Source organism: Vibrio kasasachensis, assembly GCF_050337565.1.
GTDB classification, from domain to species: domain Bacteria; phylum Pseudomonadota; class Gammaproteobacteria; order Enterobacterales; family Vibrionaceae; genus Vibrio; species Vibrio kasasachensis.
Genome location: NZ_JAKJTB010000016.1, coordinates 119,626 through 132,161 on the forward strand (window position 1 = coordinate 119,626; position 12,536 = coordinate 132,161).

Consider the following 12,536-nt stretch of genomic DNA (forward strand, 5'->3'; position numbering starts at 1 on the left):
TCCTCGGGGTTCCCCTTCCCTGAAGGCTTGATGACTGTTAAAGGATTTACCGTGAAAAAAATAGTTTTTATGATCTTTGCTTGTCTCATTGCAGCACCTTCTGCAATGGCAAAAGATCGCTATATATCTGACAACCTATTTACCTACATGCACTCTGGACCTAGCAATCAATTCCGTATTATTGGTAGCGTCAATGCTGGCGAAAAGATATCACTTGTCTCCCATGACAAAAAAACTGGCTACAGCCAGGTAGTTGATACTCGCGGGCGCAAAGGCTGGGTTGCCACGAACTTCGTGACAACTCAAGAAAGTATGACAACTCGCTTACCTCGCCTAGAAAAAGAATTGGCAGAAGTACGTTCGAGGCTTGCTAATGCAAGTGAGAACGCCAACAAAGAGAAAGCTGGCTTAGCTGATTCGCTAAAAAACCGTAACAGCCAAATTGCTGAAATGGAAAAAAGCTACAGTGACATGAGTCAACAGCTTACGGCGTCTCAAACTGAAGTGCGCAATCTACGTGCGAAGCTCGATACGCAAAAAGATGATTTACTGCTAAAGTATTTTACCTACGGTGGCGGCGTTGCGGGGATTGGTCTATTACTTGGTCTCATTTTACCTCACATTGTTCCACGTAGAAAACGTTCTCCTGCGGGCTGGTCTTAATCCAAATTATAAATAAAAAGGTCACTATTTAGTGACCTTTTTATTTGTTCTCCATCAAAGGCGACTAGCCTTTCCAATCATAAAGTGCAGGTATTCGAATCCGATCATTGGCAAATTCAATCAGACAAGATTGAGGTTCTATCATCAATAACTTCACCCCTTCCGCTAACCAGTCACCTTGTTGATGTTCAATATTGTTTACCTTAACCCAGCGCTTAGCGAGGTTAGACGAATATACGTGAGTCTGAAAATTTAATGCCGGTAGCGTGCCAATCCATTGTGATGCGGTCGAAGTTAGCTCTATCGCTTGATCTTGCGTAGCTTGATTGTTACTTCGCACCAAACTTGGCTGACTATCTTCAGATTGCATAGCCGCTTGCAAACGCTGAGCAATCTCTGGTGACAATCCTGATAAATCGATCCCATCAAGTAGGTCATCTTCGTTTGATGAATCGATGATACCCCCTGTGGTTTTTGATAAAGGCTCACGCGGAGAATCTATTGACGGTTCCGATGCTTGTTCTTCCCAAGCATACTGCTCTTCCACTTGCGTATCTCGTAGATCATCAAAACCTGGATAGCTTAACTTAATCAACGGTGATGATATTTCCACAACTTCGACAAGACCTTGATTTTTCGCTACCCAAGCATCGCGCAATTCAATATAAGTAGAACCTACCACTCCGATAGCCACAGCAGCAGGCAACAGTATAGTAATGAGAGCCATTGACCACACACGTGTAGGCTTAGACGCGTAGTGGTGCCCCATTACTGCCATGTTTGGATTGTGGTGCTGATAACCTTGTTGAGACTCTTCTAACGCCTGAATTAAGTTAGCCACTAGATTCCCTCCATTACATTGAGATGGGGGGCTTGCTCTTGTGATAACAACTCCAACCTTCGTAGCGTTCTTTCGCCTGCAATACCATCCGCGGTTAAGCCTTGCCAACGTTGGAATAGCTTCACTTTCTGTTTTAGATCTTCACCATAGTTCTGCTCACTCGCCAATGGCATTTGCAATAACTGCGATAATTGATAATCCAAGCTTGCGATCTGATGACCATTCATTCCCGGTTTCAAAGTTTGATGCCATAATCGTTGCCAAATCAAATGGTACTCACCTGTCCAAACCTCTTTTAGCCAATGTGTCGAAAACTCAACTCGCTCTCCATCAATTAAAAGCTGCACCTGTTCTCGATTCGCTCGATATAGTACTGCGTAACGGTTTTTTCCTTCGTACTCTAGTGTCAGTAGTACTGGTAGATTCTGTTCCAATACCTGCTCAATATTCCCTTCAAGCACAACACAATTAACTTGAGAGCGCGTATTCTCAAGGCACATTTGGTCAATCACGGATGCACGATAACCCCATGTTTGATAAAGCGAAGCTAACCCTTTCGATAAACTAGCGGTGTTTTTTAACAAATCCGCCAATTGATTGGGGAAAATTTCTCGTTGCTCTATTCGGTTTGGTTTTGCGGGATAATGTAATTCAACCTGATTTTGAAGTTGAGCAGTGATCGCTCTCGGTAAATAATACCAAGTCGCCCATGACAAAGAAGCGGCAATAATGATTGCCAACGCATAGGCGAGTTTGTTGCTTTTGCCTCTCACTTGCTTACGTGGCTGATAAAATGAAGGCTGAAAACTCATCACCTCTTCACAAGCGGCGAGCACTGTTTGCGTACTAGGTTCCTTTTCACCCAATTGATAAGCTCGCTTAAGTGCCGCATCACAGACCAGATTAACCAAACGAGGAATACCTTGTGTCGCTTGAGCTATGTTTTTTAATGACTTAGACGAAAACAATTCACTGTTACCACCAGCAAGTTGCAGACGAAATTGAATATATTTTTCGGCTTCGTTGCTGTCTAACGGTAATAGATGATAACGACCAGTAATACGTTGAGCGAGCTGCCTCAATTGCGGCATCTGTAATTTTAGTTGCAACTCAGGCTGACCAATTAACAAAACTTTGAGTAACTTTCTTTGCTCAGTTTCTAGATTGGTCAGTAATCTAAGTTGTTCAAGAACCTCAGCAGACAAATGCTGCGCTTCATCTATGATGACCAGTGTCTGCTTACCAACTCGATAACTACCTAAAAGAAAATTTTTAATCGTATCCGTCAGTTGTTTCACTGATGCTTGTTCTGAATAAACAAGCGAAAATTCATCACAAATGGCTTGTAATAATTCTAGGTTTGAGAAAGTTGGGTTAAGGATATAACCAATCTGGGTTGACGAATCCAAAGCCTTAATCATAGCCTTCGAGACCGTCGTTTTCCCTGTGCCAACCTCACCGGTTAGCATAGCAAAGCCACCACCATCGCCTAACCCAGCTTGCAGGTGGTTAATTGCTTCTTTGTGGCGCAAACTTAAGTAAAGAAATCTCGAGTTAGGTACGATAGAAAACGGTAACTCAACAAATCCAAAATGATTGTTATACATGTCATTGGTCGCTGGGAATTTATTGTCAACGAAAGTAACATTGCCGACTACAATAGGCAATAATGATGAATAGTGAGAGCATAGTGCAAAAATACCTTGTTGGCGGTGCCGTTCGCGACCAACTGCTTAACCTTGCAGTATTTGACCGAGATTGGGTGGTGGTCGGTGCCACACCTGAACAAATGCTGTCTCAAGGCTATACTGCCGTAGGCAAAGACTTTCCGGTATTTCTTCACCCTAGAAGTAAAGAGGAACACGCTCTCGCCCGCACAGAGAGAAAAACTGGCGCAGGTTACACCGGTTTTCAATGCCACTTTGCCCCAGATGTCACATTAGAAGAAGACTTGCTACGCCGAGATTTAACCATCAATGCCATCGCTCAAGATGACCAGGGGCATCTTATTGACCCATACAATGGGCAACAAGATATACAAAATCGTGTATTGAGGCATGTTTCAGATGCTTTTACAGAAGATCCACTCAGAGTTCTGCGCGTAGCGCGATTCGCAGCAAAACTTGCCCATCTCGGTTTTACGATTGCGCCTGAGACCATGACGTTAATGACGAAAATCGTAAGAGGCGGTGAGCTAGAACATTTAACCGCCGAACGCGTTTGGCAAGAATGGCAAAAATCCCTCACAACGAAAGATCCACAGATCTTTCTTTCCATCCTGCGTGAATGCGGGGCTCTGGCTGTGGTATTACCCGAAATCGATGGTTTATTTGGCGTTCCCCAACCGGAGGCATGGCACCCAGAGATAGATACGGGTATTCATACCTTGATGGTAGCCAAACAAGCTGCGCTACTTTCTCTCTCACCAAACGTACGCTTTGCCGCTCAAGTTCATGATTTAGGTAAAGGGGTTACACCAAAGAGTGAATGGCCTAGCCATAAAATGCATTGCCATACCGGTGTGAAAATCATTAAAACCCTTTGCGAGAGGGTACGTATACCCAATGAGTATCGCGATCTTGCTCTTATAGTGTGCGAGCAACACTCCAATATTCACCGAGCGGCAGAACTTAAACCTGCGACTAAGCTAAAAATTCTCAACCAATTTGATGTTTGGCGTAAACCAGAACGCCTCGAAGATATTCTCATTTGTTGCATGGCTGATAGTCGAGGTCGAACTGGGCATGAGAGCATTGAATACCCACAAAGAGTGATTTTCGAGCAAGCTTATCACGCCGCATTAAGTGTGCAGGCACAAACGATTATTGCTGATGGCTTCAAAGGTGCTGAGATTCGAAAAGAGATGGATAAGCGTCGAGTTGAAGCAATAAAAGAACGATCTTAGTTATCCCTAATTTTACACATGTAGAACACTCTTCCGAGCTAATTCAAATACAAAAACGCCCCGCATAAGCGAGGCGTTTATCAAAAGCATTAAGCTAATAATTCACTAAGTTTAAAACCTAGCGGAATTATTGACCTTTAACTTCTTTAAGACCGTTGAAAGGAGCGCGCTCACCTAGAGCTTCCTCGATACGGATAAGTTGGTTGTACTTAGCAACACGGTCAGAACGGCTCATAGAACCAGTTTTGATTTGACCAGCTGCTGTACCTACTGCTAGATCAGCAATAGTTGCATCTTCAGTTTCGCCAGAACGGTGAGAGATAACTGCTGTGAAACCAGCATCTTTAGCCATCTTGATTGCAGCTAGAGTCTCTGTAAGTGAACCAATTTGGTTGAACTTGATAAGAATCGAGTTAGTGATGCCTTCTTCGATACCACGAGCAAGAATCTTAGTGTTTGTAACGAATAGATCATCACCAACTAGTTGGATTTTGTCGCCTAGAAGTTCAGTTTGGTGTTTGAAACCAGTCCAATCTGACTCGTCAAGACCATCTTCGATAGAAACGATTGGGAATTGCTCAACTAGACCAGCTAGGTAGTGGTTGAACTCTTCAGCAGTGAAAGTTTTGCCTTCACCTTTCATGTTGTAGATGCCAGCTTCTTTGTCGAAGAACTCTGATGCTGCACAGTCCATAGCAAGAGTGATGTCTTTGCCAAGATCGTAGCCAGCAGCTGCAACTGCTTCTGCGATAACTTCTAGCGCTTCAGCGTTAGATTTTAGGTTAGGAGCGAAACCACCTTCGTCGCCAACTGCAGTGTTGTAGCCTTTAGACTTCAATACTTTAGCTAGGTTGTGGAATACTTCAGCACCCATGCGAACTGCTTCTTTAAGAGTTTTAGCGCCAACTGGTTGGATCATGAACTCTTGGATGTCAACGTTGTTATCTGCGTGCTCACCACCGTTAATGATGTTCATCATTGGTAGAGGCATAGAGAATTGACCAGCAGTGCCATTTAGCTCAGCGATGTGCTCGTATAGAGGCATACCTTTAGCAGCTGCTGCTGCTTTAGCGTTTGCTAGAGAAACAGCTAGGATTGCGTTTGCGCCGAATTGTGACTTATTTTCAGTACCGTCTAGGTCGATCATTACTGCATCGATTGCAGCTTGATTTTTAGCATCTTTGCCTACTAGAGCGTCAGCGATTGGACCATTTACAGCGTCAATAGCCTTAAGAACACCTTTACCTAGAAAACGTGATTTGTCACCGTCACGTAGCTCAAGAGCTTCGCGAGAACCAGTAGATGCACCAGATGGCGCAGCAGCCATGCCTACGAAACCACCTTCAAGGTGAACTTCAGCTTCTACTGTTGGGTTACCACGTGAGTCGATGATTTCACGACCTAGTACTTTAACGATCTTAGACATTGATGTTTCCTCTCGTTCAAATATAAATATCGAAATTAAAGAGCAGTCGCTAACTTACGCCACTGCCCGTATCCCTTTAACATCTTACTTCAATTCGCCGCGTGAAAATTCACCCGCAGCTTTAACAAAACCTGCGAATAGCGGATGACCATCGCGAGGAGTCGAGGTGAACTCTGGGTGGAACTGAGCCGCTACAAACCATGGGTGAGCTGGATTCTCAATCATTTCCACTAACTTCTTGTCCGCTGATAGACCTGAAACCTTCAAACCTGCTTTCTCAAGTTTCGGACGAAGTACATTGTTCACTTCGTAACGGTGACGATGACGTTCATGAACTGTATCGCTACCGTAAAGTGCACGAGCTTTAGTCCCTTTCTCTAGGTGACATAGCTGTGAACCAAGACGCATGGTACCGCCTAGGTCTGATGTCTCAGTACGTGCTTCCACTTTACCTTCTGCATCAACCCATTCTGTGATCAAACCAACCACAGGATACTTAGTGTCTTTATTAAATTCTGTTGAGTGCGCACCTTCCATATCCGCTACATTACGCGCGTATTCAATCAGTGCGACTTGCATACCAAGACAGATACCTAGGTAAGGAACTTTGTGTTCACGTGCAAATTGTGCAGCAAGAATCTTACCTTCAATACCACGATCACCGAAACCACCAGGGACTAGAATTGCGTCTAGACCTTCAAGAAGTTCAACACCTTTAGTTTCGACGTCTTGAGAATCTATATACTTAATAGTGACGCTTAAACGGTTTTTCAAGCCTGCATGTTTAAGTGCTTCGTTAACTGATTTGTATGCATCTGGTAGTTCGATGTATTTACCGACCATACCGATGGTTACTTCACCTGTTGGGTTCGCTTCTTCGTAGATTACTTGTTCCCACTCAGAAAGATCGGCTTCTGGCGCATCAATACCAAAGCGAGCACACACAATATCATCAAGACCTTGTGCACGAATCAATTGAGGGATCTTGTAGATAGAATCTACATCCTTCATTGAAATAACGGCTTTCTCTTGTACGTTACAGAACAAAGCAATTTTCTTACGCTCATTCGCTGGAATTATGCGATCACTACGGCAAACTAGAATATCTGGTTGGATACCGATTGAAAGCAGCTCTTTTACAGAGTGCTGGGTCGGTTTAGTTTTTACTTCGCCAGCTGCGGCTAGGTAAGGAACTAGAGTTAGGTGCATGAACATTGCGCGTTCACGACCGATTTCAACTGCTAGCTGGCGAATCGCTTCCATAAATGGTAGAGATTCAATATCACCGACTGTACCACCAACTTCAACGATAGCCACGTCATGGCCTTGAGAGCCTGTGATTACGCGGTCTTTGATTGCGTTAGTGATGTGTGGGATAACTTGGATAGTTGCACCTAGGTAATCACCGCGACGCTCTTTAGCAAGTACGTCTGAGTAAACACGACCAGCAGTAAAGTTATTACGCTTAGTCATCTTGGTACGAATAAAACGCTCATAGTGACCAAGATCTAGATCAGTTTCTGCACCATCTTCTGTAACAAACACTTCACCATGTTGAGTTGGGCTCATTGTGCCTGGGTCAACGTTGATGTAAGGGTCAAGCTTCATCATAGTCACTTTTAGACCACGAGCTTCAAGAATAGCCGCAAGAGATGCTGCTGCAATACCTTTACCTAGAGAGGATACAACCCCGCCAGTAACAAAAATGTAATTTGTCGTCATGTTTAACCTGAAATTGGTTGAATGAGGGAAATGGAGTGCTTCTGGACGGGACGTAAATATACCAGAAGCTCCTTACCGCCACAACGTGAAATCTATCACAGCACTATTATTTATTTTTTGCTTCAAATCAAAGTGAATGAACGAAGTTGTTAAAGCTTGTTAATAGAATAAATCTAATTCATCTCAATTTAGCGTGATTCGGCTTTCAACTTCGCTCATCTTGCTTAACTTGTTGCCAAAAACCTTCAAGCTCATCTAAGTCGCATTGCTCAAGTTTTTTTCCGTTTATTCGAACTTTTTCTTCGACCGCAGAAAAACGACGCATAAATTTTAGATTGGCTTTCGCCAATGCCACTTCCGAATTCACATCTAAGTGACGAGCTAAATTCACGGTGGCAAAGAGGAGATCACCGAGTTCCAACTCAATATTTTCTTGATTTCTATCCACCAGCAATGTCTCTTCCATTACTTCATCTAGCTCTTCACGGACTTTGTCTACAACTGGACCAATTGAATGCCAATCAAATCCGTACTGAGCACATTTTTTTTGGATCTTTGTAGCACGTGACAGCGACGGTAACGAATTTGGTATTGAGTCTAAGATACTTTGTTCGGATTTACCTGCCTGTGCTTTTTCTTTTGCTTTTTCTACTTCCCAGTTAGCATTAATCTCTTCATCCGACTCAAACTCAACTTCCGAAAAAACATGAGGATGACGACGAGTCAGTTTTTCATTCACCGTTTCAACCACTTGCGAAAAATCAAACAAACCCTGCTCTTTTGCCAACTGACTATAAAAAATTACTTGGAATAACAAATCACCCAATTCTTCTTTTAAATTTGGCCAGTCTTTATTATGAATTGCATCCACTACTTCATATGTTTCTTCAATGGTATGCGGAACAATCGTTTCAAAGCTTTGTTTACGATCCCAAGGGCAGCCCTTTTGTGGGTCGCGTAGCGTCTCCATAATCTGTTCTAACTGTTCAATCGGGTGGCTCATTTCTCTATGTCCTTTAAACAAAAAGGTGAGCAGTCAAAACCACTCACCTTGAATTATATTTTCTATTTAATCTCTACTATGACTCTATTCCAGCGGCAACTTGATTTCGACACCTGAGCATAGCCATCAGTGTGATGGAACGAGTAAGTGTAGTTAACGCTGTTAAAACACCAAAGATAACGCGAAACCACTCTCTAGATAATTACGTCTGTAGCTAGGCAACAAGCAAGCAAGACACCTGAGCATGGAATACCATGTGATGGTGCGAGCGCGTGCAGTTAACAACGCTACAGCCGTAAGTATGACGAGAGAATCAGCCGAGGCGCTTCACCAGCATCACATCTTTGATCTGCTCTAAACGGCTAATCAGTCGGTTGACCACCTCAACATTGCTCACTTCCAAATCAAAATCCATGATTGAAAGCTGTTTACGGTAATCAATACGACTCTTCATGCTCGTGACCTTCACTTTTTCACTCGTGAATAGTGTAGTAATGTCTTTCAGCAAACCGCCTCTTTCCATTGCTTCGACACGCACTGTGAGTATATAAGAGCCGACAAAGCCGCTCCCCCAAACCGTATCTATAATGCGTTCTGAAGCGTGGTGGCGCAGTTCATCTAACTGCTCGCAATCTGCTCGGTGTACAGAAATACCGCGACCTTGGGTTATGTAACCACAAATTTCGTCACCTGGGATAGGCTGGCAACAACGCGCTAGGTGAGTCATAAGGTTATCGACACCTTCGACAACCACCGCATCTTTATTTGGGCGGCTTTGGGTTGGCGCTTTATGCTCAGCTTCTTGCAGTTTCTCAAGTGCCTGCTTATCTTCCTCTTCCGCGGTTGGTTTGTTAACCAAGGCATTAATGTGATTAACGATTTGGTTAATACGCAAATCCCCACTGCCAAGACCAACATACAGTTCATCTGAAGTGTTCATGTTGAAACGCTTCAATCCATATAGCTCAGCATCTTTCAGCGTGGCGCCTATTTTAGCTAACTCGTGCTCTAGCATTTCACGACCAGCTTCGAGATTTTTTTCGCGGCTTTGTTTACGGAACCAAGCATTAATTTTTGCTCGGGCGCGACTTGAGGTAACGAAACCGGTAGTTGGATTTAACCAGTCACGAGAGGGATTAGGCTCTTTCTGTGTGATGATTTCTACCTGGTCACCCATATGCAGTTTATGGGTAAACGGTACAATACGCCCCGCAACTTTGGCACCAATACATCGATGCCCTACCATTGAGTGAATATGGTAGGCAAAATCAAGCGGTGTCGCCCCCGTTGGTAAGTCAACGACATCACCTCGCGGGGTAAAGGCATAAACGCGATCATCAAAAACTTGGCTACGCACTTCATCAAGCATTTCGCCCGAATCTGACATCTCTTCTTGCCAATCAAGCAGCTTACGTAGCCAAGTGATTTTCTCATCGTAACCACTGCGGCTGCTGCCACCTTCTTTGTATTTCCAGTGAGCTGCTACACCTAGTTCAGAATCTTCATGCATCTGCTTGGTGCGGATCTGAATCTCTATGGTTTTGCCTTCGGGTCCCAAGATGACAGTATGAATCGACTGGTAACCATTCGGTTTTGGGTTAGCAACGTAGTCGTCAAATTCATTGGGCAGGTGTTTGTGTTTGGTGTGGACAATACCTAACGCGGCGTAACAATCTTGCAGTTTTTCAGCAATAATACGAACGGCGCGAACATCAAATAGCTCATCAAACTCCAAGCCTTTCTTCTGCATTTTGCGCCAAATGCTGTAGATATGCTTTGGACGACCACTAACTTCAGCACTGATACTCGAGGCTTTCATCTCTTCGAGTAGGTCATCAACAAAATCTTTTATGTATTCTTCACGAACAAGACGACGTTCAGAAAGTTGCTTGGCTATGAGCTTATATGTATCCGGCTGTTGGTAACGGAAGGTGTAATCTTCAATTTCCCACTTAAGCTGACCAATACCTAAACGGTTAGCGAGCGGTGCGTAAATATTGGCACACTCTTTTGCTACCGCGCGGCGAACCTCATCCGGTGCTTTTTTAACTTCAATCAAATTGCAGATACGCTCTGCAAGTTTAATTACTACGCAACGGAAATCATCCACCATCGCAAGTAACATGCGACGAACATTATCCACTTGTGCGGAGGCTGCGCCGCCTTCTAGTGTCACGTTTAACTGACCCAACGCTGCCATTTCTTCGACACCATCAATCAGCTTGATGATCTCATTATCAAAATCTTCTTCCAACTTTTCCCGCTGCAAGGCACCACTGGATACCAATGGGAATAGTTGCGCAGCAAGTAACGTCGGCTTATCCATCGATAGCGTAATGAGGATTTCGATCATCTCTCGACCACGCCATAGCAATAATTGCGCGTTTTCGTTACCTTGAAGGTAATTCTCACACTGATGATACACTTGTGTTAAGCGCTGAGCAGTTTTCTGGTCTTGCCCTAAACTCGCAATCCATTTATCTAATTCAAACTGCTCATCCTGATTTAAATGCGCGCTTCTTACCGCAACCATCTTTCTTCGTCCTAGTTGTTATTTTCATTGACCGACTAACCATGTCTTATAGGCTGTGCTGCCCGGTGTTAGTTCACTTTATTTACCTAACGCATAACAAATAATGCCATTGACTCAAGATGTCCCGTATGGGGGAACATATCCAGCATGCCCAATTTTTCTAACTGGTATCCTTGCTCTAGCAAGCTTTGGCTGTCTCTAGCCAAGGTCGCTGGATTACAAGAAACATAAACCACTCGACGAGCGCCCAAATTAGAAAGTTGGTCAACTATACCACTTGCACCGGCTCTAGCTGGATCGAGCAGTATCTTATCAAATTTTTTACTTGCCCATGGCTGAGATGACATGTCTTCTTCCAAATTTGCTTGATAAAACGACACGTTATCAATTTGGTTCAGCTCAGCGTTTTGAGTCGCCTTTTCAACCATGGCATCGACGCCTTCAACACCAATCACTGATTTAACTTGTTTCGCTATTGGTAGACTGAAATTGCCTAAACCACAGAACAAGTCCAATACATGATCGGTTTTTTCTAGCGCTAGCCAAGACAATGCCTGGCTGACCATTTTCTGGTTAACAGTTTGGTTAACTTGAATAAAGTTATTTGGCGAGAAGGGAATGGTGACTCCAGCTTCAAGACAGTGCGCCTCTTCACCCACAACTAAATTCAACTGATCGCTTTCAGGCATCAGATACAGCGTCGCTTGATGTGATACAGCAAAGTGCTCTAGCTGCTGATTTTCTTTCGCTGTGAGAGGTTTAAGATGGCGTAAAACCATTACTTTAGTGTTATCACCTTTAACTAACTCAATGTGCCCTATCGACTCTTGGCGTGTAAAACCTTGCAACAATTTATACAAGTCAGGCAGCATGTCATTGAGCTCACTATCAAGCACTGAACAGTTAGTCACGTTGACAATCTGCTTGCTTTGTTTGCGTCTAAATCCAAACTGTAGTTGACGTGTTTTTTTATCCAACATCACGCTGATACGAGCACGACGTCGGTAACTAAGGCTTTGCCCGATAATAGGTTCACTCAATTCTAGAGTTTGACCTGATAATTTTTTCATCAGCCCGGATAGCGCTTGCTGCTTATAGTCTAGCTGCGATGATGACTCTAAGTGTTGCAAGTTGCAGCCGCCACACTCATGGTAATGAGGGCAAAACGGCTCAGCTCGCTGTGAGCTTGCTTTCTGCACTTTAATCAATTTAGCTCGTGAATACTTACTCTTAGATTCTATGAGTTGTACCAGCACTTGCTCACTAGGCAAAGCGCCTTCGATAAACATCGGCTTACCACCTTGGTAGGCAATGCCCACACCTTGGTGGTCCAGTTTTTCTACCGCCACTGATTGGTGCTTGGTATCAAATTGAGTATTCTTCTTCGGTTGGAAAAAACGCGCCATGCTCTGTGCCTGTAATCTATTACTTTGATTTGCTACT

General features: G+C 43.8%; 9 protein-coding genes. 2 read left to right on the top strand and 7 right to left on the bottom strand.

Annotated elements, in window-relative coordinates; all coding sequences use genetic code 11:
* The first annotated feature begins 51 nt into the window (after positions 1–51).
* Positions 52–663 (top strand): TIGR04211 family SH3 domain-containing protein, encoded by a 612-nt coding sequence (locus L4C38_RS14035; RefSeq protein WP_428798184.1) that lies wholly within the window; start codon positions 52–54, stop codon positions 661–663.
* Between the two features lie 64 nt (positions 664–727).
* On the opposite strand, the gene L4C38_RS14040 is transcribed toward L4C38_RS14035, so the two are convergent.
* On the bottom strand, positions 728–1,504 hold the full coding sequence (locus tag L4C38_RS14040) for a general secretion pathway protein GspB (protein WP_428798185.1): 777 nt from the start codon (positions 1,502–1,504) through the stop codon (positions 728–730).
* The gene (locus tag L4C38_RS14045) at positions 1,504–3,111 is read right to left on the bottom strand and encodes an ExeA family protein (RefSeq protein WP_428798186.1); all 1,608 of its coding nucleotides are present in this window, start codon (positions 3,109–3,111) and stop codon (positions 1,504–1,506) included. The genes L4C38_RS14040 and L4C38_RS14045 overlap by 1 nt, the downstream gene beginning before the upstream one ends.
* Positions 3,112–3,194: 83 nt before the next feature.
* On the opposite strand from L4C38_RS14045, the gene L4C38_RS14050 reads away from it, so the two are divergent.
* Positions 3,195–4,409, top strand: a complete 1,215-nt coding sequence (locus tag L4C38_RS14050) for a multifunctional CCA addition/repair protein (protein ID WP_428798187.1) — start codon at positions 3,195–3,197, stop codon at positions 4,407–4,409.
* A gap of 127 nt (positions 4,410–4,536) precedes the next feature.
* On the opposite strand, the gene eno is transcribed toward L4C38_RS14050, so the two are convergent.
* The 5 genes from eno to rlmD all read right to left on the bottom strand — a co-directional run bounded on the left by eno (position 4,537) and on the right by rlmD (position 12,499).
* Positions 4,537–5,835 (bottom strand): phosphopyruvate hydratase, encoded by a 1,299-nt coding sequence (gene eno, locus L4C38_RS14055; RefSeq protein WP_428798188.1) that lies wholly within the window; start codon positions 5,833–5,835, stop codon positions 4,537–4,539.
* A gap of 84 nt (positions 5,836–5,919) precedes the next feature.
* Positions 5,920–7,557, bottom strand: a complete 1,638-nt coding sequence (pyrG, locus tag L4C38_RS14060; RefSeq protein ID WP_428798189.1) for a CTP synthase — start codon at positions 7,555–7,557, stop codon at positions 5,920–5,922.
* A gap of 205 nt (positions 7,558–7,762) precedes the next feature.
* Positions 7,763–8,560, bottom strand: coding sequence for a nucleoside triphosphate pyrophosphohydrolase (gene mazG / locus L4C38_RS14065; protein ID WP_428798190.1), 798 nt, complete (start codon positions 8,558–8,560; stop codon positions 7,763–7,765).
* A 313-nt stretch (positions 8,561–8,873) separates the two neighbouring features.
* A complete protein-coding gene (gene relA / locus L4C38_RS14070) occupies positions 8,874–11,093 on the bottom strand; it encodes a GTP diphosphokinase (RefSeq protein ID WP_428798191.1) in 2,220 nt (739 codons plus the stop codon).
* A gap of 86 nt (positions 11,094–11,179) precedes the next feature.
* Positions 11,180–12,499, bottom strand: a complete 1,320-nt coding sequence (rlmD, locus tag L4C38_RS14075; RefSeq protein ID WP_428798192.1) for a 23S rRNA (uracil(1939)-C(5))-methyltransferase RlmD — start codon at positions 12,497–12,499, stop codon at positions 11,180–11,182.
* Positions 12,500–12,536: the final 37 nt, after the last annotated feature.

Coding starts and splice junctions, on each gene's coding strand:
- L4C38_RS14045 (WP_428798186.1), bottom strand. CDS start 3,111: ATGTATAACAATCATTTTGGATTTGTTGAGTTACCGTTTTCTATCGTA.
- eno (WP_428798188.1), bottom strand. CDS start 5,835: ATGTCTAAGATCGTTAAAGTACTAGGTCGTGAAATCATCGACTCACGT.
- pyrG (WP_428798189.1), bottom strand. CDS start 7,557: ATGACGACAAATTACATTTTTGTTACTGGCGGGGTTGTATCCTCTCTA.
- mazG (WP_428798190.1), bottom strand. CDS start 8,560: ATGAGCCACCCGATTGAACAGTTAGAACAGATTATGGAGACGCTACGC.
- relA (WP_428798191.1), bottom strand. CDS start 11,093: ATGGTTGCGGTAAGAAGCGCGCATTTAAATCAGGATGAGCAGTTTGAA.
- rlmD (WP_428798192.1), bottom strand. CDS start 12,499: ATGGCGCGTTTTTTCCAACCGAAGAAGAATACTCAATTTGATACCAAG.